The organism is Streptomyces sp. SYSU D01066-1 (assembly GCF_054956795.1).
Map to the genome: position 1 here is coordinate 100047 of NZ_JBUDHV010000019.1, position 26926 is coordinate 126972.

Annotated in this window: 25 protein-coding genes; 11 read left to right on the top strand and 14 right to left on the bottom strand. The window is 73.4% G+C overall.

Going from position 1 to position 26926, the window contains the following annotated elements; translation table 11 throughout:
- Positions 1 to 93 precede the first annotated feature (93 nt).
- The 3 genes from ACY1JF_RS19220 to ACY1JF_RS19230 all read left to right on the top strand — a co-directional run bounded on the left by ACY1JF_RS19220 (position 94) and on the right by ACY1JF_RS19230 (position 4373).
- Positions 94 to 942, top strand: coding sequence for a 3-hydroxyacyl-CoA dehydrogenase family protein (locus tag ACY1JF_RS19220; RefSeq protein WP_462706376.1), 849 nt, complete (start codon positions 94 to 96; stop codon positions 940 to 942).
- Positions 943 to 1128: 186 nt separating this feature from the next.
- The gene (locus tag ACY1JF_RS19225) at positions 1129 to 1452 is read left to right on the top strand and encodes an STAS domain-containing protein (RefSeq protein WP_462706377.1); all 324 of its coding nucleotides are present in this window, start codon (positions 1129 to 1131) and stop codon (positions 1450 to 1452) included.
- Positions 1453 to 1730: 278 nt separating this feature from the next.
- A complete protein-coding gene (locus tag ACY1JF_RS19230; protein WP_462706378.1) occupies positions 1731 to 4373 on the top strand; it encodes an ATP-binding protein in 2643 nt (880 codons plus the stop codon).
- Between the two features lie 86 nt (positions 4374 to 4459).
- Here ACY1JF_RS19230 and nucS read toward each other — a convergent pair whose 3' ends face one another.
- Complete coding sequence (gene nucS / locus ACY1JF_RS19235; protein WP_462706379.1) at positions 4460 to 5131, bottom strand: endonuclease NucS; 672 nt, start codon at positions 5129 to 5131, stop codon at positions 4460 to 4462.
- A 292-nt stretch (positions 5132 to 5423) separates the two neighbouring features.
- Here nucS and ACY1JF_RS19240 point away from each other — a divergent pair, with 292 nt between their 5' ends.
- Entirely contained in the window at positions 5424 to 5816 is a 393-nt protein-coding gene (locus tag ACY1JF_RS19240) for an SCO5389 family protein (RefSeq protein ID WP_462706380.1), read from the top strand.
- Positions 5817 to 5892: 76 nt separating this feature from the next.
- Here the strand turns inward: ACY1JF_RS19240 and ACY1JF_RS19245 are convergent, their stop codons facing one another.
- Positions 5893 to 6921 (bottom strand): LLM class flavin-dependent oxidoreductase, encoded by a 1029-nt coding sequence (locus ACY1JF_RS19245; RefSeq protein WP_462706381.1) that lies wholly within the window; start codon positions 6919 to 6921, stop codon positions 5893 to 5895.
- 333 nt (positions 6922 to 7254) lie between these two features.
- Between ACY1JF_RS19245 and ACY1JF_RS19250 the strand changes: the two genes are divergently transcribed.
- A complete protein-coding gene (locus tag ACY1JF_RS19250) occupies positions 7255 to 7587 on the top strand; it encodes an ATP/GTP-binding protein (protein WP_462706382.1) in 333 nt (110 codons plus the stop codon).
- Between the two features lie 15 nt (positions 7588 to 7602).
- Here the strand turns inward: ACY1JF_RS19250 and ACY1JF_RS19255 are convergent, their stop codons facing one another.
- The 7 genes from ACY1JF_RS19255 to mce form a co-directional block, all read right to left on the bottom strand.
- Positions 7603 to 8466, bottom strand: coding sequence for an ABC transporter permease subunit (locus ACY1JF_RS19255; RefSeq protein ID WP_462706383.1), 864 nt, complete (start codon positions 8464 to 8466; stop codon positions 7603 to 7605).
- Positions 8463 to 9797 (bottom strand): ABC transporter ATP-binding protein, encoded by a 1335-nt coding sequence (locus ACY1JF_RS19260; protein WP_462706384.1) that lies wholly within the window; start codon positions 9795 to 9797, stop codon positions 8463 to 8465. The genes ACY1JF_RS19255 and ACY1JF_RS19260 overlap by 4 nt, the downstream gene beginning before the upstream one ends.
- Before the next feature lie 123 nt (positions 9798 to 9920).
- Entirely contained in the window at positions 9921 to 10697 is a 777-nt protein-coding gene (locus tag ACY1JF_RS19265; RefSeq protein ID WP_462706385.1) for an ABC transporter permease subunit, read from the bottom strand.
- A complete protein-coding gene (locus ACY1JF_RS19270; protein WP_462706386.1) occupies positions 10694 to 11662 on the bottom strand; it encodes an ABC transporter ATP-binding protein in 969 nt (322 codons plus the stop codon). The genes ACY1JF_RS19265 and ACY1JF_RS19270 overlap by 4 nt, the downstream gene beginning before the upstream one ends.
- Before the next feature lie 83 nt (positions 11663 to 11745).
- Complete coding sequence (locus tag ACY1JF_RS19275; RefSeq protein ID WP_462706387.1) at positions 11746 to 12681, bottom strand: cellulose-binding protein; 936 nt, start codon at positions 12679 to 12681, stop codon at positions 11746 to 11748.
- Positions 12682 to 12888: 207 nt separating this feature from the next.
- On the bottom strand, positions 12889 to 17022 hold the full coding sequence (gene scy, locus ACY1JF_RS19280; RefSeq protein WP_462706388.1) for a polarized growth protein Scy: 4134 nt from the start codon (positions 17020 to 17022) through the stop codon (positions 12889 to 12891).
- A gap of 234 nt (positions 17023 to 17256) precedes the next feature.
- A complete protein-coding gene (gene mce / locus ACY1JF_RS19285) occupies positions 17257 to 17697 on the bottom strand; it encodes a methylmalonyl-CoA epimerase (protein WP_462706389.1) in 441 nt (146 codons plus the stop codon).
- 147 nt (positions 17698 to 17844) lie between these two features.
- Here mce and ACY1JF_RS19290 point away from each other — a divergent pair, with 147 nt between their 5' ends.
- Complete coding sequence (locus tag ACY1JF_RS19290; protein WP_462706390.1) at positions 17845 to 19044, top strand: acetyl-CoA C-acetyltransferase; 1200 nt, start codon at positions 17845 to 17847, stop codon at positions 19042 to 19044.
- Positions 19045 to 19068: 24 nt separating this feature from the next.
- The gene (meaB, locus tag ACY1JF_RS19295; RefSeq protein ID WP_462706391.1) at positions 19069 to 20034 is read left to right on the top strand and encodes a methylmalonyl Co-A mutase-associated GTPase MeaB; all 966 of its coding nucleotides are present in this window, start codon (positions 19069 to 19071) and stop codon (positions 20032 to 20034) included.
- Positions 20035 to 20140: 106 nt separating this feature from the next.
- Here meaB and ACY1JF_RS19300 read toward each other — a convergent pair whose 3' ends face one another.
- Positions 20141 to 20818, bottom strand: a complete 678-nt coding sequence (locus ACY1JF_RS19300; protein WP_462706392.1) for a PepSY domain-containing protein — start codon at positions 20816 to 20818, stop codon at positions 20141 to 20143.
- A gap of 122 nt (positions 20819 to 20940) precedes the next feature.
- On the opposite strand from ACY1JF_RS19300, the gene ACY1JF_RS19305 reads away from it, so the two are divergent.
- Together ACY1JF_RS19305 and ACY1JF_RS19310 are read left to right on the top strand one after the other, a co-directional pair.
- Positions 20941 to 21606 carry a response regulator transcription factor gene (locus tag ACY1JF_RS19305; RefSeq protein WP_462706393.1) on the top strand — a complete coding sequence of 222 codons (666 nt, stop codon included), beginning with the start codon at positions 20941 to 20943 and terminating at the stop codon, positions 21604 to 21606.
- The gene (locus ACY1JF_RS19310) at positions 21603 to 23015 is read left to right on the top strand and encodes a sensor histidine kinase (RefSeq protein ID WP_462706394.1); all 1413 of its coding nucleotides are present in this window, start codon (positions 21603 to 21605) and stop codon (positions 23013 to 23015) included. Before ACY1JF_RS19305 ends, ACY1JF_RS19310 begins: the two co-directional genes overlap by 4 nt.
- 6 nt (positions 23016 to 23021) lie before the next feature.
- Here the strand turns inward: ACY1JF_RS19310 and ACY1JF_RS19315 are convergent, their stop codons facing one another.
- From ACY1JF_RS19315 to ACY1JF_RS19330, 4 genes are all read right to left on the bottom strand, one after another.
- Positions 23022 to 23498, bottom strand: a complete 477-nt coding sequence (locus ACY1JF_RS19315) for a MarR family winged helix-turn-helix transcriptional regulator (RefSeq protein ID WP_462706395.1) — start codon at positions 23496 to 23498, stop codon at positions 23022 to 23024.
- A 95-nt stretch (positions 23499 to 23593) separates the two neighbouring features.
- Positions 23594 to 24370, bottom strand: a complete 777-nt coding sequence (locus ACY1JF_RS19320; RefSeq protein WP_462706396.1) for an AIM24 family protein — start codon at positions 24368 to 24370, stop codon at positions 23594 to 23596.
- Positions 24367 to 25017, bottom strand: a complete 651-nt coding sequence (locus ACY1JF_RS19325) for an AIM24 family protein (protein WP_462706397.1) — start codon at positions 25015 to 25017, stop codon at positions 24367 to 24369. The genes ACY1JF_RS19320 and ACY1JF_RS19325 overlap by 4 nt, the downstream gene beginning before the upstream one ends.
- 1 nt (position 25018) lies before the next feature.
- Positions 25019 to 25651: an AIM24 family protein gene (locus ACY1JF_RS19330; RefSeq protein WP_462706401.1), complete on the bottom strand. Its 633-nt coding sequence runs from the start codon at positions 25649 to 25651 to the stop codon at positions 25019 to 25021.
- A gap of 134 nt (positions 25652 to 25785) precedes the next feature.
- On the opposite strand from ACY1JF_RS19330, the gene ACY1JF_RS19335 reads away from it, so the two are divergent.
- Together ACY1JF_RS19335 and ACY1JF_RS19340 are read left to right on the top strand one after the other, a co-directional pair.
- Entirely contained in the window at positions 25786 to 26130 is a 345-nt protein-coding gene (locus ACY1JF_RS19335; protein ID WP_462706398.1) for a DUF3817 domain-containing protein, read from the top strand.
- Entirely contained in the window at positions 26127 to 26420 is a 294-nt protein-coding gene (locus ACY1JF_RS19340) for an MTH1187 family thiamine-binding protein (RefSeq protein WP_062717650.1), read from the top strand. The genes ACY1JF_RS19335 and ACY1JF_RS19340 overlap by 4 nt, the downstream gene beginning before the upstream one ends.
- Positions 26421 to 26926: the final 506 nt, after the last annotated feature.

Genomic DNA, 26926 nt, shown 5'->3' on the forward strand with positions numbered 1-26926 from the left:
CGTGACGCGCGTTACTTACCGGTCACAGGGCCCCTCCCGCCCGCTAATGTCCGCCGGAGACACACAAGGACCCGTATCCAGGGGAGTCGCACAGTGGCACGGAAGCTCGCCGTCATCGGAGCCGGCCTCATGGGGTCCGGCATCGCCCAGGTCTCCGCCCAGGCGGGCTGGGACGTCGTCCTGCGCGACATCACTGACGAGGCGCTGCGGCGCGGCACCGACTCCATCAAGGCGTCGTACGACAAGTTCGTCGCCAAGGGGAAGCTGGAGGCGCACGACGCCGACGCCGCCCTCGCCCGGATCACCGCGACCACCGAGCTGGAGGCGGTCGCCGACGCGGACGTCGTCGTCGAGGCGGTCTTCGAGAAGCTGGACGTCAAGCACGAGATCTTCCGGGCGCTGGACAGGCTGGCCAAGGACGAGGCGGTCCTCGCCTCCAACACCTCCGCCATCCCGATCACCAAGATCGCCGCCGTGACGGACCGCCCGGAGCGCGTCGTCGGCACGCACTTCTTCTCGCCGGTGCCGATGATGCGGCTGTGCGAGCTGGTGCGCGGCCACAAGACGAGCGACGAGACCCTGGCCACCGCGCGGGAGTTCGCCGAGTCGACGGGCAAGACCTGCATCGTCGTCAACCGGGACGTCGCCGGGTTCGTGACCACCCGGCTCATCTCCGCCCTCGTCGTGGAGGCGGCCAGGCTCCACGAGTCCGGCGTCGCCACCGCCGAGGACATCGACCTCGCCTGCAGGCTGGGCTTCGGCCACGCCATGGGGCCCCTGGCCACCGCCGACCTGACCGGCGTGGACGTCCTGCTGCACGCCACCGACAACATCTACGCCGAGTCGCAGGACGAGAAGTTCGCCCCGCCGGAGCTGATGCGCCGGATGGTGGACGCCGGTGACGTCGGACGCAAGAGCGGGCAGGGCTTCTACAAGCACTGAGCCCGCGCACGCTCCGGCCGACGTCACACGCCGGAGTGAATTCGGTATCGGTTGGCTCACGAGCGGCAACCCCGCGGCGTTGCACACAGTCAGAGGATGCATCACCTCTTCACGGCACACCGAGCACACCGGCCACCGGCACCAGACCACACCGCGGAGCACGAGACGCACGCACGGGGAGCGCATATGCACATCAGGGGCGACCACGCCGAGCTGGCCGTCGGGGGCCGCCTCGACGTCCGCAGCGCGGCGGACGCCCGCACGGCCTTGCACTCGGCCGTCGACGACGGGGCCGGCGACCTGGTGCTCGACCTGTCCGAACTGGACTCCTGGGACGCCACCGGACTCGGTGTGATCATGGGGGTCCACCGGCGGGCCGGCCGCCGCGGCCGGCGCCTGGTGCTGCGCGACGTACCGCCGCAGATGCAGCGCCTGCTGGTGGCCACCCGGCTGCACCGCATCCTGGCGATCGAGGGCGGCATCGGGGTGGAGACCCTGCCCAGGGTGTGACCGCGCGGACCGGCGGGGCCCCGGGGCCGGGCGAGGCCGGACAGCCTCCGCCGAACCGCGCGACACACGCAATCCTCACGAGACTGTGACGTCTCGGGCGGCGTGGTACCCCGGACTGTCGGAGATACTGGACTACGGTTTAGGGTCTGGCTGCCCGCCGCCTCGACGACCCACTGGCGGGCCCGGACCAGAAGCGACAGCGCGGTGTGCGGCAAGGCCGGGAAGGGTGGTCCCGACCGGTGACCGAAGCACACGACGCTTTTGGGGGGCTTGAACCTATGGACCCGAACAACCGGGGACCTGCGGAGTACGGCCAGGACGGCGACGGCGACGCGCCGCGCCCGCGCCCGCCCAGGGACCCCCTCACACCCGACTTCGGCCAGGCGGCGCCCGCGCCGGCCCGCACGGTGCAGCTCGTCTCGGGCGACTTCCTGCTCACCGTCAACCCCGTCGACGGCAGCGAGATCGAGGTCTGCCCGCCGGGCGAGCGCCCCGCCCGCCCGCGGAAGCTGACCGCCGCCGAACGCGCCGAGGTGGAACGCGCCGCCCGGCCCCCCGTCCCGCCCGGCCCGGCACTGCCCGCGCTGCCGCTGCTGGCCCGCCAGGACGAGCGGGACCGCCTGGTGCGCCTGCTGGCCCGTGGCCGCTCGGTCCGCCTCACCGGCCCCGGCGGCTGTGGCCGCACCAGCCTCCTCGACCGCGTCGCCGAGGACTGCGCCGACCTCGCCCCCGACGGCGTGGTCCGCCTCAGCGGCTTCCGCCGCTCGGCCGACGACCTGCTCCACGACCTCTTCCACGCCGTCTACCGCGCGCCCCTGCACCGCCCGTCGCGGGCGGAGCTGCTCGACCACGTCCGGGAGATCGGCGCGGTCGTCGTCCTGGACGACATCGAGTTCGGCGGCCCCGCCCTCGACGACCTGCTGGACGCCACCCCCGAGTGCGCCTTCCTGATCACCGCCACCCCCGAGGTGGCCGCCCCCTCCGCCGACGCGGCCGTCGAGGAGGTCCTCCTCACCGGCCTCGACCGCTCCGAGGGCGTCGCCCTGCTGGAGCGCGCCGCCGGCCGGTCCCTCACCGAGGAGGAGGCCAACTGGGCCGGCGACCTCTGGTTCGAGTCCGAGGGCCTGCCGCTGCGCTTCGTCCAGGCCGGCGCCCTGCTGCGCCACCGCGACCGGCTGCGGGCGGGCGCCGGCGCCGCCGACGAGTCCGGCGTGCCCACCGACGCCGCCCCCGAGGACGCGGGCCCCGCCGACGACGTCCCGCTGCCCTCCCTGGGGGAGGCCGCCGCGCCCGCGCCGCTGCTCGCCGCCACGCTCAGCGGCTCCGCCCGTACCGCCCTGGAGTTCGCCGTCGCCCTCGGCGGCGAGGTGCCCCACCAGGCCCACCTGCCCGCGCTGGCCGGTGACACCCACGCGGACGCCGCCCTCGGCGAGCTGGCCGCCTGCGGACTGGTCTCCCCGGTCGGCTCCCGCTACCGGCTCGCCGCCGGGGTGCTGACCCAGCTGGAGGCCGCCGGGTACGGCGACGCCGCCGACGGGCGGCTCCTGGAGGCGGCCCGGCACTACGCCTGGTGGTCCGGACACCCCTCGGTCACCCCGGAGCGCGTCTGCGCCGAGGCCGACGCCGTACTGGCCGCCCTGGCCGTGCTCGCGCCGGCCGCGGCACCGCCCGCCGAGGACGGCGACACCGACGAGGACGAGGGGAACCCGGCCGTGCGGCTGGCCCGCGCGGCGGCGCCCGCGTTCGCCGCCGGACTGCACTGGAGCGCCTGGGAGCGGGCGCTGCGCTCGGGCAGCGAGGCCAGCCGGCTCGCCGGCGACGTCGCCGAACAGGCCTACTTCCACCACGAGCTGGGCGTCCTCGCACTGTGCGAGGACCACCTCGACCGGGCCCGCGCCGAGCTGGAGGCGTCCGTCGCGCTGCGCGGCGCCGCCGCCGACCGGCGCGGCACCGTGGCCGGCCGCCGCGCCCTCGCCCTGGTCGCCGACCGCTCCGGCGACACCCCGGGCCCCGGCGCCGTCGGCCTGCCCGGCGCCGGGGCCGGGGCGGCGGGGGCCGGCGCCGCCGTGTTCGGACCGACGGCGGGCGAGGAGGTGCCCGACGCCCGGAACGAGGAGTCGGCGTCGCCGCCCGCGGGTGTCCCGGCGCCCTTCCCGCCGCTCCAGCCGACGCCGCGGTCCCCGACCGTGGTCACCCGCGGCGCCCCGGCCGCCGGCCGTTCGTCCATGGGCCCGTCCCACAAGGCCGGGGGCGGCATCAAGGGCTTCGCCCGGCGCAACCTGGTCGCGGCCGGCGCGAGCGCCCTGCTCGTCGCGGTGCTCGGCACGGTCGTCACCCTCGGCGCCACCTCCGACGGCGACGGCACCGACCCCTCGGACCAGGTCGGCGTCAACCCGTCCGCCAGCCAGGGCGTCGACGACGGCGGCCTGGGCGCCGACCGCCCCGAGGACGACGGCGGCGACGGCGCGGGGGAGCCCGGCGCGGCCGGCTCCGACGTCACCGACCCGGGCCCGGACGGCACCCCCGGCACCTCCGACGACCCCTCGCCCACGGGTAGCGGGACACCGTCGGACGACCCGAGCGGCACCCGCGGGCCGAGCGACCCGGACGACCCGGACGACTCGGACGGCCCGTCGGCGACGGAGCGCCCGGGCGGTTCCGGTTCGCCGGGCACCTCGGAACCCCCGGACACCTCCGAGCCGCCGGGCACCTCCGAGCCCCCGGACACCTCCGGGCCGCCGGACACCTCCGAGCCGCCGGCGGAGACCTCGGAGCCGCCGGCCGAGACGTCCCCGGAGACGTCCGACTCGGCCAGCGGACCCACGGCCACCAGCAGCGCCTCCATGAGCGGTTCGGCGAGCGCGCCGCAGCCCGGCGCGAGCGGTGGCGGTCCTGACTCGGCGTCGCCGCAGGTCATCTGAGGGCGACCGGCGCAACGGCCGAGGGCCGGGGGTCTTCCCCCGGCCCTCGGCCGTTCACGCGTGTACCGCCGCGGACACGCCCCGGTTCAGAACAGCCGCAGCTTGTCGTCCTCGATGCCGCGCAGCGCGTCGTAGTCCAGCACCTGGCAGCCGATGCCGCGGTCGGTGGCCAGGACCCGGGCCTGCGGCTTGATCTCCTGGGCGGCGAAGACACCGCGCACCGGGGCGAGGTGGGGGTCACGGTTCAGCAGATCGAGGTAACGGGTCAGCTGCTCGACGCCGTCGATCTCCCCGCGCCGCTTGATCTCCACGGCGACGGTCTTCCCCTCCGCGTCCCGGCACAGGATGTCCACCGGTCCGATGGCCGTCGGGTACTCGCGGCGGATCAGGGTGTAGCCCTCGCCGAGGGTCTCGATGCGGTCGGCGAGCAGTTCCTGGAGGTGCGCTTCCACGCCGTCCTTGATCAGGCCGGGATCGACGCCCAGTTCGTGCGAGGAGTCGTGGAGGATCTCCTCCATCGTGATGATGAGCTTCTCACCCGCCTTGTTGACGACGGTCCACACGCCCGCCTCGTCGCCGGTGCCCTCCTTCAGGACGCACGGCGGCGACATCCAGTTCAGGGGCTTGTAGGCCCGGTCGTCGGCGTGGATCGAGACGCTGCCGTCCGCCTTGACCAGGATCAGACGGGGAGCCAGGGGCAGGTGCGCGGTGAGCCGCCCGGCGTAGTCCACGGAGCAGCGGGCAATGACGAGACGCATGGTCGGCAACGCTACTCGACGCGCCCGCCCCGGCGCGATTCGCGCCCCGGGCCGGCACCGCCCGGCGCGGTCACGGCCCGTCCCACTTCTCCCATAAGCACCGTCTTGCGCACTGGCCGATTGTGTGCCTACGGGAATCCGCGCATCCGGCCATTCTCCTGGTGCGGCCCCGTCGGGGTGCTTACGGTATTCGACGGGAGGTCGCGGGTCGCGTACGCAGCGTGTTCATTGTCGCGGTCTCCCTTTTCTGTCCGGCAACCCCCTGCTGGTCGGGGGTGCGAGAGGAGTACTCATGTCGCTCGACGTCTCACCGGCCCTACTCGAACAGGCCGAGCGAGGCGAGGTTGACGAAGCGGACTTCGTCGACTGCGTCCGGACCTCCCTGCCCTACGCATGGGAGATGATCAGCTCTCTGGTGGCACAGCTGAAGGTCGACGGCGGTGACTTCGCCGACAACCAGACGCCTCCGCCGAACGAGCAGGCACGCGGCCAGCTGCTGCGTGTGCTCGCGAGTGACGCGATACGCGGCGCCCTGCAACGGCACTTCGGTGTCCGGCTGGCCTTCCAGAACTGCCACCGGGTGGCGGTCTTCCCGACCGATCCCTCGGTCGACGACACGCTGGCCCGCTTCACCTCGGTGCGCAACCAGTTGCTGAACCAGTCGCCCGAACTGCGCGACTGCTGACGCCGCCGCTCGTCCGCTTGCCGCTCCGCACGCGGGAGGTGCGGTCGTACCGGAGCGGCAAGCTCTCCGCGGCCGGTCAGCGGAGCTGGGGCAGGACCTCCGCGCCGAGCCGCCGTACGTTCTCCTCGGTGGCCGCGAGGTCGCCGGTGCCCTCCACCAGCAGGGCGAAGCGGTCCACCCCGGTGCGCTCGCTGGTCGCCGCGAGCCGGTCCGCGCACAGCCGGGGGGTGCCGACCGGGTGCAGGCCGCAGAGGAGTTCGGTGTAGGCCAGCGGGTCGCGCATCCGGCGGGGGCGGCCGTCCACCGTGACGTGGGCGTCGAGCCCCTGCCGCAGCCAGCCCGGCATCGCCTTCGCCAGCGCCTCCGAGGCGTCGGCACGCCGGTCGGCGATCTGGCAGACGCCGGCCGAGACATGGGCGGCGGACCGGATCTCCTCGGCGGTCCGGCCGGCCGTCCGCGCGTGCCGCCGCCACAGGGCGATCATCTCGGCCTTCTCCTCGTCCCCGACGTGCATCCCGAGCAGCATCGGCAGCGCCCGCTCGGCGGCCAGGCGGACGCTCGCCGGTGAGGTGCAGGCGACGACGACCTCGGGGCCGGCCGTGTCGGTGAGCGCCTCCGACGGCCGCGGGACGACCGGCACCGCACGGAACCGGAAGCGTTCCCCCATGGCCCCGACCGTCGGCTCCCGCAGCCAGCGCAGCAGCAGGTCGAGGGATTCCGGGAACCCCTTCTCGTACGCCTCCAGGCCCGCGCCGAAGACCTCCAGGTCGATCCAGGGCCCGCCGCGGCCCACGCCCAGCGAGAACCGGCCGCCGCTGGTCACGTGGAGCAGCGCGGCCTGTTCGCCGAGGGCCACGGGGTGGCAGGTGGGCAGCACGCTGACCGCCGTGCCGACCCTCAGCCGACGGGTGCGGCCGAGCAGCAGCGCGGCCAGGGTCACCGCCGACGGACAGGTGCCGTACGGCACGAAGTGGTGCTCGGCGAGCCAGGCCGTGTCCAGCCCCGCCTCCTCCGCCACCTCGGCCGAGCGGACCGCCCGGTGCAGCGCCTCCCCCTGGCCCTGCCCCGGGAACTGGGCCGCCAGCACGAAACTTCCTACGCGCATTGCCTTTTCCTGCTTCCTCGGCTCCGACCGGAGCTCCCCCACAGGGCATAACCGGCTGACACGTGACGAGGACACGGCCGAGCGAGGAGATTTCCGGATTGTCTGCCGAATAGGCCGCCGGCGGTCCGTCGGCGGTCCGTCGGCGGATCGCCGGGCAGGGCCTTTGGCAGGCCGCTGAACAGGCCGTCCGGCGGATCGCCGGCGGCCCCGTGCCGCCCGGGACACCCCGGGCGCGGATCTCCCCCGCCCCGGGCGCCGTACGCGTACCCCTCACCGCGCCCGCGTAGGCTGGTTACGGCCCGTACTTCCCTGTATAGACCCGTGAGGTGTCCTGTGTCCCCGCGTCGCAACCGACCCAAGGGAGCCGGTTCGTCCGGCCGCAGCGCCGAGGACGACCGTCCCGGCCGCTACGGCGGCTGGCAGTCCGCCGAGAGCTGGCAGGGCGAGGACTGGTACGTGCGGCACGTGGCGGGCGCGAGCGCGCAGGGCAAGTCCTACCGGTGCCCCGGCTGCGACCAGATGATCCCGGACGGTGTCCCGCACGTGGTGGCCTGGCCCGACCACGCGGGCGTCGACGACCGCCGGCACTGGCACAAGTCCTGCTGGAACGCGCGGGACCGCCGCACCACACGGGTGCGGCGGTCCCGGAACGCGCCGCGGTTCTGACGGCCCGGCGCCGGCTCAGACGTCCCGCCGCTCCAGCAGCGCCAGGGCGACGCCGTAGACCACGGCCGTGACGCCGAGGACGATCCACAGCGGTTCCCAGCCCGACGGGCCGGAGTCCGAGAGCGAGTTGGCGTAGAAGACGCTGAGCTGGTTCGGGATCGAGTACTCCAGCAGGAACGCCTGCACCCCGTTCAGCGACTCCGAGAACATGAACATCGCGATCACCAGCGGCGCCAGCAACAGGCCGATCATGACGGTGATGGCGCCCGCCGAGTGGCGGACGATCGAGCCGACGGCGAGCGAGAGCAGGCCGAGCAGCGCCATGTAGAGGGAGACGCCGACGGTGGCCTTGAGCCAGTCCTGGCCGGTGGGCTCCTCCGCCCCGCTCAACAGGGCCACGTGCGCGAAGGCGACGAGCGTGACGGAGACCAGCGTCACCACGAACGAGAGCAGGAAGAACACCAGGCCCTTGGCGGCCAGCACCCGGCCGCGGCTGGGGCAGGCGGTCATGGTGGTCCGGATCAGGCCGGTGCCGTACTCCGACGCCGTGGTCAGCACGCCGAGCGTCATCAGGCACATGCTGCCGAGCAGCACACCGAAGAAACCCAGTTGCAGCGGGCTGGTGCCGGCCAGGTCGGCCTCGGTGCGGGCCACCACCGCGCCGACCAGCAGACCGATGCCGACCACCAGCAGGACGAAGACGCCGAGCGTCCACAGCGTCGAGCGCACCGACCGGATCTTCGTCCACTCGGAGGCGACGGCGTGCGTCAGGTTGGCGCGCACGACCGGGATGGGAGAGGTGTAACCGGCGTACGCCGGACCGGGCGCCGCCCACCGGTCGGGTGCGGCCTGCGGCATCGGGGGCTGGGGCGTGCTCATCGGGCGTCCTCGGGCTCGGTCGGGGAGGGAGTGGGAGAGGAGGCGGGGGCGGGAGGGGGAGCGGGGGCGGGAGTGGGAGAGGGGGTGGGGGCGGGAGGCGGAGTGGGAGAGGCGGTGGGCGCGGGTGCGGGGGAGGGGGCGGCGGGCTGCTGCGGCACCTGACCCGGTGCCGGCACCTGGACCGGTGCCGTCTGCGGGTGCGGGTGCGGGTGCGGGTGCGGGCCGGCCGGCGGCGCGGCGGGCGTCCCCGGTGCGCCGTACGGGCCCCGGGGAACCTGCGCGGGGGGCGCGAACGGCTGCCCGCCCTGCTGGGGCGGCGGCGGGGCGTACCAGCCGGGCTGGCCCTGTCCCGGCACCGGCAGCGGCGGCTGCGCGCCGGGCGGCAGGGGCCGCTGGAGCCCGGCCTTCTCGTCGGCGGTCGAGCGGTAGTCCACGGCGCCCTGCGTCATCCGCATGTACGCCTCCTCCAGCGACGCCTGATGCGGCGACAGCTCCCACAGCCGTACGCCGGTCTCGTGCGCGACGTCGCTGATCCGGGGGAGCGGCAGCCCGGTCACCCGCAGCGCGCCGTCCTGCTCCGGCAGCACGTGGCCGCCCGCCTCGGTGAGCGCCGAGGAGAGCTTCTCGCGCAGCCGGGGCTCGGTGTCGGGGGTGCGGACCCGGGCGAAACCGGCGGAGTTGGCCGAGATGAAGTCCCGCACGCTCATGTCGGCCATCAACTGCCCGCGCCCGATGACGATCAGGTGGTCGGCGGTCAGCGCCATCTCGCTCATCAGGTGCGAGGAGACGAAGACGGTACGGCCCTCGGCGGCGAGCGCCTTCATCAGGTTGCGCACCCACAGGATGCCCTCGGGGTCGAGGCCGTTGACCGGCTCGTCGAAGAGCAGCACCTGGGGGTCGCCGAGGAGGGCCGCGGCGATGCCGAGCCGCTGGCCCATGCCGAGGGAGAAGCCCTTGGAGCGCCGCCTGGCGACGTCCTGGAGGCCGACCACGCCGAGCACCTCGTCCACCCGGCGGGCGGGGATGCCGGAGAGCTGGGCGAGGCTCAGCAGGTGGTTGCGGGCGGCCCGGCCGCCGTGCACGGCCTTGGCGTCGAGGAGGGCACCGACCTGACGGGGGGCGTTGGGCAGCTTGCGGTAGGGGAACCCGCCGATCGTCACGTGTCCCGCGGTGGGGTTGTCCAGACCGAGGATCATCCGCATCGTCGTCGACTTGCCCGAGCCGTTGGGCCCGAGGAAACCGGTGACAGTGCCGGGACGCACCTGGAAGGACAGGTTGTACACAGCGGTCTTGTCGCCGTAGCGCTTGGTCAGGCCGACAGCCTCGATCATGCTCCGCACCCATCGAAAGGATCAGGACAACGGGGCGCACGCCCCCGTAAGGGTTAGGAGCTTATCCAGGAGCTGACGGTTCCGTTCACATCCGGCCGCATCACATCGCCCCGCGGTCGCTCCTCAGGCGTCCCGCCGCTTCAGCACCGTGTATCCGCCGACGAGGGCCGCGACCACCCAGAGCACCATGATGCCCAGACCGCCCCACGGGCCGTAGGGGGTGTCGTCGTCGGGCGGCGGGACCACTTGCATGATCTTGTTGCCGGCCTGGTCCGGCAGGAACTGCCCGACCTTCTTGGTCACGTCGACGTTGCCCAGGATGTTGGAGATCAGGAAGAAGAACGGCATCAGGACGCCCAGCGACAGCATCGGCGAGCGCAGCATCGCCGCGACGCCCATCGAGAACATCGCGATCAGCGTCATGTAGAGGCCGCCGCCGATCACCGCGCGCAGCACCCCGTCGTCGCCGATGGACGCCCTCAGGTCGCCCAGCATCGCCTGCCCCAGGAAGAAGGAGGCGAAGCTGGTGGCCATGGAGACCACCAGGGCGAGCAGGGTGGCGACCACGATCTTGCTGGTCAGGAAGGTGCCGCGCTGCGGGACGGCGGCCAGCGAGGTGCGGATCATGCCGCTGCTGTACTCGTTGGCCACCACCAGCACCCCGAACACGATCATCGCCAGCTGCCCCAGGCTCATGCCGGCGAAGCTGATGAACGTCGGGTCGAAGGCGAGCTGGTTCTGCCGGCTCATGTCGTCGAACCGGCTCTTCGTCAGCGCCGAGATCAGCATGCCGAGGGCGATGGTGACGACCACGGCCAGCCCCAGCGTCCACACGGTGGACGCCACCGACCGGATCTTGGTCCACTCCGAGCGGACCACCTGCGTCACCGCCGCGCTCATCCCTTCCTCCAGTCGCCGCCCCAGGCCCGCTGCTGCGGCTGCCGCTGTGCGGGCGGCCGCCCGTCGTGCGCGTGGTACTCCACCGACTCCGCCGTCAACCGCATGAACGCCTCCTCCAGGGATGCCTGCCGGGGACTCAGCTCGTGCAGCACGACCTGGTGGCGCGCGGCCAGCTCGCCGATCGCCTCGGACTTGTCGCCGTCCACCTCCAGCGCCTCGTCCGTGGTCCGCGCGGGGGTGATCCCGGCCGCGGCGAGCACGTCCAGCAGCCGCTCCCGCTGCGGGCTGCGGATCCGGACGTAGGAGCGCGAGTTCTCGGCGATGAACCGGTCCATCGAGGTGTCGGCCAGCAGCCGGCCCTGCCCGATGACGACCAGGTGGTCCGCGGTCAGCGCCATCTCGCTCATCAGGTGGCTCGACACGAAGACGGTCCGCCCCTGCGCGGCCAGGGTCTTCATCAGGTTCCGGATCCAGTGGATGCCCTCGGGGTCGAGGCCGTTGACCGGCTCGTCGAACATCAGGATGCGCGGGTCGCCGAGGAGCGCGCCCGCGATGCCGAGCCGCTGCCCCATGCCGAGCGAGAACCCCTTGGCCTTCTTCTTCGCCACCGCCGTCAGGCCCACCGTGTCCAGCACCTCGTGCACCCGCCGGGCCGGGATCCCGTTGGCCTGCGCCAGGCAGAGCAGGTGGTGGTAGGCGCTGCGCCCGCCGTGCATCGCCTTGGCGTCCAGCAGCGCGCCGATGTACGTCAGCGGGTTCCTGAGCTGGTCGTAGTGGACGCCGTCGATCCGGACGTCCCCGGCGGTGGGCCGGTCCAGGCCCAGGACCATCCGCATGGTCGTCGACTTGCCCGCGCCGTTGGGGCCGAGGAAACCCGTGATGATCCCCGGCCGGACGGTGAAGGTCAGGTCGTCGACCGCCACCTTCTCGCCGTACCGCTTGGTCAGCCCCGTCAGCTCGATCATGCCGCCCACGCTAGAACGCGGCGTAGCCCTCTGCCACCCCAGTGGCAGAGGGCTACGTCAATGGTCCGACCCGGGTGTGGACGTCAGCGGGACTGCTGGGCGGGCACCCCGCGGGAGATGGAGTCGTCGTCGGACGGCGTGCCGGCGGCGGCCACGGCGGCACCCGTGAGGGTCGCCAGCATCTCGCGCACGTTGGTGAGCTGGGCGTTGATCGAGTCGCGGCGGTTGGTGAGGGCGGCCAGCTCGCGCTCGGACTCCGAACGGATGCGGTCGGCCTTGGCGTTGGCGTCGGCCACGATGTCCTCGGCCTGGCGCTGCGCCGTCTCCACGGTCTGCCGGGCGCGGCGCTCGGCGTCCGTGCGCAGCTTCTCCGCCTCCAGGCGGAGCTGCTCCGCGCGGTGCTCGATCTCCGCGAGGCGCTTCTCGGCCTTGGCCTGACGGGAGGCCAGGTCGCGCTCGGACTGCTCGCGGCGCTTGGCGAGGTTGGTCTCGAAGTCGGCGGCGGCCTGGGCGGCCTTGGCGCGGGTCTCCTCGAAGAGGGCCTCGGCCTCCTCGCGCTTGGACTGCGCGTCCTTCTGGGCCTCGGCGCGCAGCTGCGAGGCGTCGCTCTTGGCCTTCTCGACGATCCGGACGCCCTCGTCCTCCGCCTTGGCCTTGCGGTCGGACGCGTACGACTCGGCGTCGTTGCGCACCTGCTGGGCCGCCGACTCGGCCAGCTCGCGGTGCTGCTCCGCCGCGCGCCGGGCCTCCTCGCGCAGCTCCTTCGCCTCTTCCTCGGCGAGCCGCAGGATCTTCTCGACCCGCGCGCCGAGCCCGGCGTACGACGGCTCGGCGTCGGAGACCTGGGCCTGGGCGTTCTGGGTCTCGAGGTGAAGCTCCTCGATGCGCTTTTCCAGAGCGGTGATGCGGGCGAGAGCGCTGTCACGGTCGGAGACGAGCTTGGAGATTCGTTCGTCCACCTGAGCGCGGTCGTACCCACGCCGCACAAGCTCGAAGCCGTAGGGGGAAGTGTCGCTCATGGGGTTCCTGTCGAATGAGACCGGTGAGGTGATAGGTGGAATCCTAGGGGCCAACGCGGTGTGTAATCGAGCGGATGCGTGTTTGATCTGGAGAATGACACCTCTTTTGCGTGGCGGACACGCCGATGCCTCGCTCAAGTTTTGGTCAAAGCTCTAGCCGAGAGTGTCGACCAAAGACCTCAGGACACACCGGAGCCACCCTCAACGCTACCCGTCCGACGACTTTCCACCGGAACGAGGGGCTCCGACCGCCGCTCCGGCCTTGACCCCGGCGTCCTTGCCCGCGACCGGTGCCTCGAAGGACTCCAGCGCCTCCAGCACGTCCTGCACCCGGGAGATCTCCGCGTTGATGTCCTCGCGGCGCCGGACCAGGACCTCCAGTTCGCGCTTGCCCTCCTCGACCGTGCGGCGGGCCTCGCGGACCGCCTCGGCCTTCAGCTCCTCGGCCTCCTTCACCAGCTTGGCCTTCTTCTGCTCGGCCTCCTTCAGCAGCCCCTCGGCCTTCTTCACCGCGGCGATACGGACCTTGCCCGCCTCCGAGTTGGCCTCCGAGACGATCTCCTTGGCCTTCGCCTCGGCCTTGGCGAGCTGCTCCTCGGCGGCCTTGACCAGCGCGTCGCAGCGGTCGCCGGCCGACTTCATGGTCTCGGCGGCCTCGCGCCGCGCCCGCTCGTGCAGTTCCTCGATCTCACCGGTGAGCCGGTCGCGCAGCTCCTCGGCGCGCTCCCGGATGGCGGTGGCGTCCCGGCGGGCGCCGACCAGCAGCTCGTCGGCGTCGGTACGGGCCTTCTCCACCCGGGTGTTGCCCTCGACCGTCGCCTCGGCCACGATCCGGTCGGCCTCGGCGCGGGCCGCGCCGACCATCGTGTCGGCCCGCCCCTCCGCCTCCGCGGTGGTCTTCTGCGCCTGCTGCCGGGCCTCGGCGAGCAGCTTGTCCGCCTCGGCCGTGGTCTCCGTGATGAGCTTGTCGACCTGCTCGGCCGCCTCCGAGCGCCGCTTGTTGGCCTCCTTGCGGGCCTCGTCCAGGGCGCGCTCGGCCTCCTCGCGGGCGGCCGTCGTCACCCGCTCGGCCTCCTCCTCCGCCCGGGTCCTGACCCGCTGGGCCTCGGCGCGGATCCGCTCGGCGTGCTGCTGCGCGGAGCCCACCGTCTCGGCGGCCTCGGCGCGCAGCCGCTCCGCCTCGCCGACGGCGTCCGCGAGCACCTGGTCGGCCTGGGCGGCGGCCTCGCCCCGCACCCGCTCGGCCTCGGCCAGCGCCTCCGTGCGGACCCGCTCGGCCTCCGCGACCGTCTCGGTGCGCAGCCGATCGGTGTCGTCGAGGGTCTCCGTGGTCAGCCGCTCGGCCTCGGAGCGGGCCTCGGTGATCAGGCGGTCCGCCTGCTCCGCCGCGTCCTGGCGCAGCCGGTTGGCGTCCTCCCGGGCCTCGGTGCGGGCGCGGGTCGCGGCCTCCTCGGCCTCGGTGAGCGCCGCCGACGCCTCGGCGCGCATCCGGTCGGTCTCGGCGACCGTCTCGGCGCGCAGCCGGTCCGTCTCCGCCACCGTCTCCGTGGTCAGCCGCTCGGCCTCGGAGCGGGCCTCGGTGATGAGGGTGTCCGCCTGCGTCGCCGCGTCGGACCGGATGCGGTTGGCGTCCTCACGGGCGTCCGCCCGGGTGCGCGCCGCGCTCTGCTCGGCCTCGGCGATGGTGTCCGACGCCTCGGTGCGCACCCGCTGGGCGTGCTCGGCGACGTCCGCGCGGATGCGGTCGGCCTCGGTGATCGCCTCGGACACGGTGCGCTCGGCGAGCGCCTTGGCGGCCTCCGTCTCCTCCTGCGCCTCGCGCCGCAGCCGGGTCGCGTCCTCACCGGCCCGCTCCCGCTCGGCGTAGGCGTCGGCGCGGACCCGGTCCGCCTCCTGCTCGGCCTCGCGCCGGGTACGGTCCGCCGCGTGCTCGGCGGCGCTGCGCAGCCCGGTGATCTCCTCCTGGGCCTGCTCGTGCAGCCCCGCCACGGAGTCCCGTACCTGGGCCGCGTGCTGCTCGGCCGCCGACACCATCTCGGTGGCCCGCCGGTCCGCCTCCTCGACCAGCCGGACCGCCTCGGCCTGCGCCTCCTCCACGCGGGTGCGCGCCGAGGCCAGCAGCTCCTCGCTCTGCTCCCGGGCCCGCTCGCGCTCCTGCCCGGCCTCCGCACGGGCCGCGCCGAGCAGCTCCTCCGCCTCGCGGCGGCGCCGGGCGGCCTCCTCCTGGGCGGCGGCCAGCGTCTCGGACGCCTCGGCGGCGATCCGCTCGGCGGCGCTCTGCGCCTCCGCCCGCACCCGGTCGGCGCTCTCCTGCGCCTCCGACTTCAGCCGCTCGGCCTCGCTCGCCGCCTCGGACCGCAGGCGTACGGCGACGGCCTCGCCCTCCGCGCGGGAGGCGGAGGCGTCGGCCGCGGCCTCGGTGCGCAGCCGCTCGGCCTCCTCCTCGGCCTGCTGCTGGAGCGTACGGATCCGCTCGGCGGCCTCGGCACGCTGCCGCTCGGCCTCCTCGGCGGCCTCCCGGCGGATCCGCCCGGCCTCCTCGCGGGCCTCGGTCAGCGCCTGCTCGGCGGCGGTGAGGCGCTCCTCGGCCTCCGTCTGGAGCCGGGTCAGCTCCTCGGCGGCCTCCGCCCTGCGGGCCTCGACGCCCCGCTCGGCCTCCTCGCGCAGCTCGGCGACGGCCCGCTCGGCGTCCGCCCGCAGTCCCTCGGCCGCCTCGGCGGCCTCCGCGCGGTGCCGCTCGGCCTCCGCGCGCGTGCGCTCCAGGGTCTCCTCGGCCTGCCGGCGCAGCGTCGTGGCCCGCTCGATCGCCTCGGTGCGGACCTTCTCGCTGTCCGTGGTCGCGGTCTGCCGCAGCTCCTCGGCGTCCGCCTTGGCCTTGGCGAGCAGCTCCTCGGCGGACTTGGCCGCCTCCTCGATCTGCTGGACGGCCTCCTTGCGGGCCTCGGCGCGGATCTTCTCGCCCTCGGCGACCGCGTCGGCGCGCAGCTGCTCGGCCTCGCCGCGCAGCCGCCGCGCCTCCTCCTGGAGCTCGACCGTCTTGGCCCGGTACTCCTTGGTGTCGTCCTTCGCCGCGCCCTTGAGCTCCTCGGCGATGTCGTGCGCCTCGGCGCGCAGCCGGTCCGCCTCGGCCTCGGCCTCGGTGCGGATCCGCTCGGCCTCCTCGGTGGCGGCCCTGGTGGTCCGCTTGGCCTCCTCGGACGCCTTGTTGAGCACCTCCTCGGCGGTCCGGGCCGCCTTGGAGAGCTGGCTCGCGGTCTCCTCGGCGGTGATCGTGCGGGCCTTCTCGGCGGCCTCGGCGACGATCTTCTCGGCCTCCGCGCGGGCGTCCGCGACGAGCTGCTCGGCCTCCTCCTTGGTGGCCTCGGCCTCCTTGGTGGCCTCGCCGACCAGCCGGGCGACCTGCTCCTTCGCCGTCCGGGTCCGCGTCTCGTTGGCCGCCTCGGCGCTCGCCAGGGCCTTGGCGGCGGCCTCCTCGGCCTCGGTGAGCACCTTCTGGGCCTCGCTCCGCGCCTTGCGCAGGGCCTCCTCGGCCTCGGCCATCCGCTGCTCGGCGGCCCGGCTCAGCTCCTGGGCGCGGCGGCGGGCCGCCTCGGACTCGGCGGCGGTGGTGCTGCGCAGCCGCTCGGCGTGGTCGGTGGCCTCCTGGGCCTGGCCCGCGGCCGTGTTCAGCAGCCGCTCGGCGTCCGCGCGGGCGCGGCGCAGCAGTTGCTCGGCCTCCGCGCGCGCGGCCTCGGCCTCGGTGCGCAGCCGCTGCCGGGCCTCGGCGGTCAGCCGCTCGGCCTCCGCGCGGGCGGCGCTCATGGCCTGCTCGGCCTCGGCCCGGGACTCGTCGAGGAGCCGGCGGGCCTGCTGCTCGGTGCGGGCGCGCAGCTGCTCGGCCCACGCCACGTTCTCGTTGACGTGGCTCTCGACGGTCTGCCGGCGCTCGGCCAGCTCCTGGTCGAGCTGCTGGCGCCGGTTGACCGCCTCCTGGTGCAGCTCCGCCTGGAGCCGGGCCGCCTGCTCGGCGTGCTCCTGGAGGATGCGCTGGGTCTGCGCGCGGGCCTGACTCAATTCCCGCTCGGCGTCCGCCCGGATCTGGTCGGCCTGCACCTGCGCGTCGCGCAGCAACTGCTCGGCTCGGTACCCGAGATCACCGCCGTCGAAGGCGGGCCGGGACATGATGGTGCGCCGCGCCTCGTGCAGCTTGGCGCGCAGCACCTCGACCTGGTAGCCGAGGTCCTCGGCGTGCTGGATCGCCTTTTCCCGCTCGGTCTTCAGCCGCTTCATCTCGGCCTCGAACCGAGAGAGGTGGTCGACGTCAGCCGCCGGCTCTCGCTCCTGGCTCTCGTAGCCCCGCACTGCGCGGTCCCATCCGTCCCCTGGTCGCAACACTCTCCGAACGAACCCCGGCCGTCCGCCGGACGGGGCCCCCGGGGAATGGTGTCAGATCAACGACGGAGCATGTGCTGCTGCCCCGGCGCACGTCCCCCGAAACCCGGACCCCGGCTACGGTCCCACCGTCGCCGGCGGGACCGGGTCACCCTGGATCGAGCGGCGACCGCACCCAACCCTACCGGCCCCTATGTACGAAGGTCAGTGCTCAGGTGACTCAACAGCCGCCGATGTGACCAGTTCTGTGAGTACGCCATGACAGTCCTTCGGATGCAGGAAGGTGATCCGCGAGCCCATCGAACCGCGTCGCGGCTCGTCGTACAGCACGCGGACGCCCTTCTCCCGGATCTCCGCCGCGTCCCCGTCGACGTCCGCCGTGCCGAAGGCGATGTGATGCACGCCCTCCCCGTTCTTGGCCAGCCATTTGCCGACCGCGGAGTCCTCCCGGACCGGTTCCAGCAGCTGGAGGTACGAGGAGCCGCCGTCCGACGTATCGTTGATCTTGAGCATGGCCTCGCGCACGCCCTGCTCCTCGTTCACCTCGGTGTGGAACACCTCGAAGCCGTAGGTGGTCCGGTAGAACTCGACGGTCGCGTCGAGATCGTGACAGGCGATTCCGATGTGGTCGATTCGCGTCAGCATGGGTTCAGTGGAGCGCCGTACGGGCGGTTACGCAACGTGCGCGCGATCACACCGACGGCCCGATGACGGGTGGCATACCGCTCGGTACTTTCGGGTAAACCCTCGTTCACTCCTCGGCCGTGCGGGCCGGTAAGGGGATCGCAGCTCATGGCTTCCACTCCGAACAGTTCTGTGATCGTCGCGGGTGCGCGCACCCCCATGGGCCGTCTGCTCGGCTCACTGAAGTCCTTCTCCGGGGCCGACCTCGGCGGCTTCGCGATCAAGGCCGCCCTCGACCGCGCGGGGATCGGCGGTGACCAGGTCCAGTACGTGATCATGGGCCAGGTGCTCCAGGCGGGTGCCGGACAGATCCCGGCCCGCCAGGCCGCCGTCAAGGCCGGCATCCCGATGAACGTCCCGGCGCTCACCGTCAACAAGGTCTGCCTCTCCGGCCTCGACGCCATCGCCCTGGCCGACCAGCTGATCCGGGCCGGCGAGTTCGACGTCGTCGTGGCCGGCGGCCAGGAGTCCATGACCAACGCCCCGCACCTGCTGCCGAAGTCCCGCGAGGGCTTCAAGTACGGCGCGGTCCAGATGGTCGACGCGATGGCGTACGACGGTCTGACCGACTCCTTCGAGAACATCGCGATGGGCGAGTCCACCGAGAAGCACAACACCCGCCTCGGCCTGACCCGCGCCGAGCAGGACGAGATCGCCGCGCTCTCCCACCAGCGGGCGGCGGCGGCCCAGAAGAACGGGATCTTCGAGGCCGAGATCACGCCGGTGGAGGTTCCCCAGCGCAAGGGCGGCCCGGTGCTGTGCGCCACGGACGAGGGCATCCGCCCCGACACCACCGTCGAGTCGCTCGGCCGGCTGCGCCCCGCCTTCGCCGCGGACGGCACGATCACGGCGGGTTCGTCCTCGCAGATCTCCGACGGCGCGGCGGCCGTGGTCGTGATGAGCCGGGCCAGGGCCGAGGAGCTGGGCCTGGACTGGCTGGCCGAGATCGGCGCCCACGGCAATGTGGCCGGACCGGACAACTCTTTGCAGTCGCAGCCGGCGAACGCGATCCGGCACGCGCTCGGCAAGGAAGGCCTGGACGTCTCCGACCTCGACCTGATCGAGATCAACGAGGCGTTCGCGGCGGTCGCCGCGCAGTCAATGAAGGACCTCGGCGTCTCCACCGAAAAGGTGAACGTGAACGGTGGCGCCATCGCCCTCGGTCACCCCATCGGCATGTCCGGCGCCCGCCTCGTCCTGCACCTGGCGCTGGAGCTGAAGCGGCGCGGCGGCGGCACCGGAGCGGCGGCGCTGTGCGGCGGCGGCGGTCAGGGTGACGCGCTGATCGTCCGGGTACCCAGGGCCTGACCGCGTCCGGAGGGAGCTGTGCGCATGCAGGACGTCCCCGCACTGGTGGCCCAGGCCAGGGAGGGCCGGCCCCGTGCCGTGGCCCGGCTCATCTCCCTGGTGGAGGGGGCGTCCGGGCAGCTCCGCGAGGTCATGGCGGCCCTGGCCCCGCTGACCGGCGGGGCCTACGTGGTCGGCCTGACCGGATCGCCGGGCGTCGGCAAGTCCACGTCGACCTCGGCGCTGGTGACGGCGTACCGCAGGCAGGGCAAGCGGGTCGGCGTCCTGGCCGTCGACCCGTCGTCCCCCTTCTCCGGCGGCGCCCTGCTCGGCGACCGGGTGCGGATGGGCGACCACGCCTGCGACCCCGGCGTCTACATCCGCTCCATGGCGACCCGCGGCCACCTCGGCGGCCTCGCCTGGGCCGCCCCGCAGGCGATCCGCGTGCTGGACGCGGCGGGTTGCGACGTGATCCTCGTCGAGACGGTCGGCGTCGGCCAGTCGGAGGTGGAGATCGCCTCCCAGGCCGACACGTCCGTGGTCCTGCTCGCCCCCGGCATGGGCGACGGCATCCAGGCCGCCAAGGCCGGGATCCTGGAGATCGGCGACGTGTACGTGGTCAACAAGGCCGACCGCGACGGGGCGGACGCCACCGCGCGCGAGCTGAACCACATGCTGGGCCTCGGCGGGTCCCGCGCCCCCGGCGACTGGCGCCCGCCCGTCGTCAAGACGGTCGCGGCCCGCGGGGAGGGGACCGACGAGGTCGTCGAGGCGCTGGAGAAGCACCGGGCGTGGATGGAGGAGCGGGGCCTGCTCACCGAGCGGCGACGGACCCGGGCCGCCCGCGAGGTGGAGACGATCGCGGTGACGGCCCTGCGGGAGCGCATCGGCGACCTGCGCGGTGACCGGCGCCTGGGAGCGCTGGCGGAACGGATCATGGCGGGGGAGCTGGACCCGTACCGGGCGGCGGACGAGCTGGTGGCGGGACTGACGGAGGGGCCGGCGGGCTGAGGAGGAGACGGCGGGCCGGAGGCGGGCCGGCGGGCCGACGGGAAGTTCCGCGCCCTCGCCGAAGCCCGCGCCCGACCTCCGCCCTCCGCCCCCACCGCCGTGGCCGTCAGTCGTCGTCGGAGTGACCCTCACCGTCGGAGCCGTCGGAGCCGTCGGAGCCGTCGGAGGTGTCGTCGTCGCGGTCCGCGGTGACCTTGCCCGAGCCCAGGTCGACCCGCCACTCGCGCTCACCCGCGCCCGAGTCGCGCGTCTCGACCTCCCAGCCCTTCTCCCGGCCGTCGTCGTCCAGGTCGACGGAGGTCACCGTGCCCTTGCCGGCCACGGCCGCCGCGGCTTCGGCGGCGGTGACGGAGCCGCCCTTCAGCGCCGCTCGCACCTCGCCGGCGTCGTCCTCGTCGTCGTCCTCGTCCCGGTCGTCGGCGCGGGAGCCGGTGACCGACCCGCCGGCGGGGTCGATCCGGACGCTGTGCCAGGTGCCGTCACCGGCCAGGACGCCGACGTCCCACGAGGCCGCCCCGTCCGCGCCGTCCTCGTCGTCCAGCTCGGCGGAGACGGCCGTACCGGGGGTGTCCTTGAGGGCGGCGGCGATCGCCCGGGCCGCCGTCACCTCCGTACCGGCCGCCCGGGCGTCCGCCGCGGTCCGCGACACGGCCCCCTGGCCGCCCCCGCTCGTCCTGCTCGCCCCGCCGGTCCCGCTCTCCCCGCCGATCGCGAACGCCGTGACCGTGCCCCCGCCGATCAGCGCGGCGGCCGTGACGGCGGCGATGACGATGTTGCGCTTCATGAGAAGTTCCTCCCGGGTCGGTTCGTTCTCCCCTGACGTGGCCTCACTGTCACGGACCGGCGCTGAGAGGAACCTGAAGGCTCCTGAAGGAATCTTCAGGAGCCTTTTGCGACCCTTCACCCATGCGCCTGTTGATCGTGGAGGACGAGAAGCGGCTGGCCCTGTCGCTGGCCAAGGGCCTGACGGCCGAGGGGTACGCCGTGGACGTGGTCCACGACGGCCGGGAGGGGCTGCACCGGGCCACGCAGACCCCGTACGACCTCCTGATCCTCGACATCATGCTGCCCGGTCTGAACGGCTACCGCGTCTGCGCCGCCCTGCGCGCCGCAGGCCACGAGGTGCCGATCCTGATGCTGACCGCCAAGGACGGCGAGTACGACGAGGCGGAGGGGCTGGACACGGGCGCGGACGACTACCTCACCAAGCCCTTCTCGTACATCGTCCTCGTCGCCCGGATCAAGGCGCTGCTGCGCAGGCGGCAGGGGCCCGGCGCCTCCCCGGTGCACGTCCACGGGGAGCTGAGGGTCGACACGGCCGCCCGCCGCGTCCTCCTTCGCGGCGAGGAGGTGACGCTGACCGCGCGGGAGTTCGCCGTACTGGAACAGCTGGTGGTCCGGGCCGGCGAGGTGGTCTCCAAGGGAGAGATCCTGGAGCACGTGTGGGACTTCGCCTACGAGGGCGACCCCAACATCGTCGAGGTGTACGTCAGCGCCCTGCGGCGCAAGCTGGGCGCCGGTCTCATCGTGACCGTCCGCGGCGCCGGGTACCGGCTGGAGGCCGGACGGTGAGCCGCCTGTTCGGCTCGGTCCGGGCCCGCGCGACGCTCGCCGCCACCCTGGTGGTCGCCGTGGCGCTGGTCGCCGCCGGGACCGCCGTACTGCTGTCCCTGCGCTCGAACCTGCTCGGCGAGGCCGGCACCTCGGCCGAGCGCTCCGCGCGGCAGGTCGCCGCCCAGCTCGCCGCCGGGACCCCGTACGCCGACCTGTCGCTGGACGTCGACGACCGGCCGGTGCAGGTGGTCGACGAGGACGGCACCCTGGTCGCCGCCGGCAAGGACCTGGAACGGATCAGCGGCACCGGCGTGGACGACGTCCGCCCGAGCCCGTCGCCGGCCGCCCCCGACGACGCGGACGACGCGGACGACGCGGACGACGCGGGTCCGGAAGCCGGCGAGATCGGGCAGGAGACGACCGTCACCGACGGCTTTGCGACGATCGACGGCGACACGGAGGACTACCGCTTCGCCGCCGTCACCGTGGAGACCGAGGAGCACGGCACCCTCACCGTGTACGCGGGCTCCCCGCTCTCCGCCGAGCACGGCGCCGTGCGCACCGCGCTGACCGTGATGCTGATCGGCTTCCCCTGCCTGGCGGCCGTCGTCGCCGCCGTCACCTGGCTGGTCACCCGGCGCGCGCTGCGCCCGGTCGAGGGCATCCGGCGCGAGATGGCCGCGATCACCGCCTCCGAGGACCTGGCCCGCCGCGTGCCGGTGCCGGACACCCACGACGAGGTCGCCCGCCTCGCCCTGACCACCAACGAGACCCTGGCCGCCCTCCAGACCTCGGTCGAACGCCAGCGCCGTTTCGTCGCGGACGCCTCCCACGAACTGCGCAGCCCCATCGCGTCCCTGCGCACCCAGCTCGAAGTGGGCGCCGCGCACCCCGAGCTGCTGGACGTCGACGGAGCCGTCGAGGACACCGTACGGCTCCAGCGGCTCGCCGCCGACCTGCTGCTGCTCGCCCGGCTGGACGCGGGGGAGCGGCCGGCCGACACGCGGGTGGACCTGGCCGCGCTCGCCCGGCGGCAGGCGCGGGGGCGGACCGGGGTGACCGTGCGGTCGGACGAGCGGGTGACGGTCGCGGGCTCACCGAACCAGCTGGGCCGGGTACTGGCCAACCTGCTGGACAACGCCCAGCGGCACGCCCGCTCCGCGGTCGAGGTCTCCGTACGGCGCGAGGGCGGCACGGCCGTGCTCGCGGTCGCCGACGACGGCGAGGGCGTCCCCGCCGCCGACCGGGACCGGATCTTCGAACGCTTCGTACGCCTGGACGCGGCCCGCAGCCGCGACGACGGGGGCGCCGGTCTCGGCCTCGCCATCGCCCGGGACGTCGCCGTGCGCCACGAGGGCACCCTCACCGTCACCGGGGCCCCGCAGGGCGGCGCCCTCTTCGAACTGCGCCTGCCCGCGGCCCCGTAGCGGCCCTCAGGGACGGCCGCGCTGCCCCCGCAGATGATCGGCGACGGGCCGCAGCGCCTTGTCCAGCTCGGTCAGCGCCTCGGGGGAGAGCAGGTCGATGAAGTGCTTGCGCACGGACGACACATGGTGCGGCGCGACCTTCCGCATGACCTCCGTGCCGTGCTCGGTGAGCACCGCGTACAGCCCCCGGCGGTCGGACTCGCAGTTCTCCCGCCGCACGAGATCGGCGTTCTCCATGCGGGTGATCTGGTGCGAGAGGCGGCTCTTGGACTGGAGGGTGGCGGTGGCGAGGTCGCTCATCCGCATCCGCACGTCCGGTGACTCGGAGAGGTTCACCAGGATCTCGTAGTCGTTCATTGTCAGGCCGAACGGCTGCAGGTCCTTTTCGAGCTGGTAGGTCAGCAGCTTGTTGACCTCCAGGTGGGTGCGCCAGGCGGACTGCTCCGCATCGGTCAGCCAGCGGGTGGCCGTCTCGGTCTCCATGGATGAAGTCTACCTAAAAAGTTGAAAGGCGAACTAGTAAGAGTGGTCAAGCGGCGGTGCGCACGCGTTCGACGTCACCCTCCGCAGGGTACCGCTCACAGCCCGAAGCGACGCTGGAGGTCTCCGAGCTGTCCGGGAAGGCGCGGTGTCCCGGGCGCCGCCCCCTGGGGCCCGTGCCCCCCGCCGCCCGGCACCCCGGGCTCCTGCGGCGTCACCCCGGTCGGCTGCTCCGCCATCAGCGCCTCGCTCGACTGGAGCAGCACCGTCCCCGCTCCCACGAACTCGAACTGGTGCTCCTCCCCGGAGGCCCCGCCCAGACCCGTCATCGCACGTAGACCGCCCAGCAGCCCGGTCATGTACCCGTGGTCGTAGTGGTGGCACGGCGAGGGGCAGTCGGCCCACCCCACCAGCGCCTGCGGGTCCACCCGGAGCGGCGGTTCCATGAACACCACCGGCCCGTTCGACGCGGCCACGAACTTGCCCGTGCCGATCAGTGTCAGGAACCCGGGCACGATCGACTGCTTGAGCGCCAGACTTGGCTGAAAAGCGAGCAGGTTGCCCGAGCGAATGGTCAGGTTCCCGTCCTCCAGGTCGAAGGAGTTCACATCGAAGGCCCGGTCGGCGAGGAGCATCTTCCCCGACCCCTCCGCCACCACCCAGTCACCGGCGTGCAAAGGCGAATGGAACGACGTCCGCACCAGCCGGTCCAGCCGCCCGTGTCCGATCCCGTTGAACTCGATCGCCCCGTAGTAGGCGATCATCTTCCCCTTCTGCAGGAACCACTGGCTCCCCGCCAGTTCCACGCAGAAGGTGTACGGGTTGACGTTGTCGTCGACCGGCAGTGTCACCGGGTCGTGATGAACAGTGCTCACAGCTTCTCCTCCGAGGCCTGCACGTACACCGCGCCGCTCCCGCTCAGCTCCAGCTGGAACGCCTCACCGGACCCGCGCCCCACCATGTCCCGCCACCCCAGCGCCGTGGACAGCCGGTTGCGCACGTCACCGTGATGGGCGACGTAGGCCTGCGGATCGACGTGGACGGGCCGCCCCGGCGCGATCGGCAGCTCGATCACACCGCCGTGCGCCATGACGGCCACGGCCCCGTGCCCCTTGAGCGAGGTGGTGAACAGCCCCTGCCCGCTGACCTGCCCCCGCACCATGCCCATGACCCCGCCCTGGGCCCCCAGGAACACGGTCCCCTGCTCCAGCGACCCCTCGAAGGCCAGCAGCCGGTCCGCCTCCACGTACAGCGTGTCCCCGGACAACCGGATCACCTGCACATGGTGCCCGCCGTGCCCGAACAGCACGGTCCCGTCGCCTTCCACGGTCATCAGCGGCGTGTCCTCGTTCGCGACCCGCCGCCCGATCATCGACATGACCCCGCCCTGCCCGCCGCGCACATTGGGCGTGAACGAGACGTCCCCCCGGTACGCCAGCATCGCCCCCCGCTGACTGAACAGCCGCTGCCCCGGCATCACGGTCGCCTCGACCACCTTCGCGTTGATCTCCCGGAACGCCACGTCACACCTCCCCCGCGATCGTGTTGCGCTCACTGGGCTGGACGTACACCAGCCCGTCCCCCTCGAACCGGATCTGGAAGGCCTCCCCGCCGCCTTCCCCCATGACCGTGCGGAACGTCACGCCCGACTGGAAGGACTGCCGCAGGTTCCCCTGATGGGCGACGTACGCCCCCGGATCGACGGTCAGCGGGTACTGCGCGCTCACCCGCAGCACCACCGCCGGCCCGTCCGACATGATCGCCGCCTGGCCGTGCCCCTCGACGGTCGTCGTGAACAGCCCGTTCCCCTGCGAGGCGCCCCGCAGCCCGGTGAACTCGGTCCCCGTCCGCAGCCCGGCCTCGGCCGCGAGGAAGTTGCTGGACTCCACGTACAGCTTCTCCCCGCGCAGTCCCACCAGGTTGATCTCGCAGGCCCGGTCCGCGAACCAGCAGGTCCCGTGCCCCTTCACCTCCATCACGGTCATCTGCTCCCCGGTGAGCCGCCGCGTCACCATCCCGCGCAGCCCCTCACCCCCGCCACTCAGTTTCTTGAAGCTCATCTGCCCGTCGTACGCGACCATGGAGCCGTTCTTCGCCTTGACGGCGTCTCCGGTCATGTCGACGGCGAGCACCTTGCTGCCCTGAAGTCGGAACATCGCCACGTCTGCGAAGGTAACCGAGTCCCGCCCCGCCCGGTCGGGCGCGCCGGTGATTTGCCACAATGGCGGAGCGCTTGTGCGCACGTTCACAAGATGATCGTCGACGTCTCTCCCACCGAAGGTGACCACCCGTGGACCTCAAGACCGCCGCAGCCCTCCGCCGCCTCCGCCTGGTGTCCGCACCCGAGGCGATCTCCTTCCTCCTCCTGCTCGTCTGCTCGGTGCTGAAGCGCACCACCGACTTCAACGCCGTGCCGGTGATGGGCATGGTCCACGGCATCCTGTTCGTGCTGTACGTGATCTTCTGGGCGGACGCGTGGAACCGGGCCAAGTGGTCCCTGGGCACCGGCGCCCTCTACTTCGTCCTCTCGGTCCTGCCCACCGGCGGCTTCTTCGCCGAGCGGCGGCTGAAGCGGGAGGCCGAGGACGCGGTGATCGCGTCCCGCGCCCGCCAGGAAGGGGTCGTGAACGCATGATCGTCGCTTTCTCCGTGACGCCGCTGGGCGTCGGCGAGGACGTGGGGGAGTACGTGGCCGACGCGGTGCGGGTGGTCCGCGAATCGGGCCTGCCGAACCGTACCGACGCGATGTTCACGTCCGTCGAGGGCGAGTGGGACGAGGTCATGGACGTCGTCAAGCGCGCGGTCGCGGCGGTGGAGGCGAGGGCGCCGCGGGTCTCCCTGGTGCTGAAGGCCGACATCCGGCCCGGCGTGACGGACGGACTGACGTCCAAGGTCGCGACGGTGGAGCGGCATCTGGCGGACTGACGCGAAGGGGCGGGGGCGTGGCGCAACCCGGCGCGGGCATGCGGCCCGCGCCGCCCGCGAGGAATGGGCACGCGCCCGCACCCGCGTACGACCGGCGGGGACCGGTGTCCCGCGCGGGCGGACCGTACTCGTGCCCGCACCCGCGTACGGCCGGCGGGGACTGGTGTCCCGCGCGGGCGGACCGTACTCGTGCCCGCAGTCGCGTACGGCGGGCGGGGGGTGGTGTCCCGCGCGGGCGGACCGTACTCGTGCCCGCAGCCGCGTACGGCCGGCGGGGGCCGGTGTCCCGCGCGGGCGGACCGTACTCGTGCCCGCAGTCGCGTACGGCCGGCGGGGACTGGTGTCCCGCGCGGGCGGACCGTACTCGTGCCCACAGCCGCGTACGACCGGCGGGGGCCGGTGTCCCACGCGGGCGGGACGGGGTCGTACCCGCAGTCGCGTACGGCGGGAAGGGGACGGGGTGGGGGGTGTCCGCCCGCAGCGGTTGGCGCGTCAACCCGCTCCAC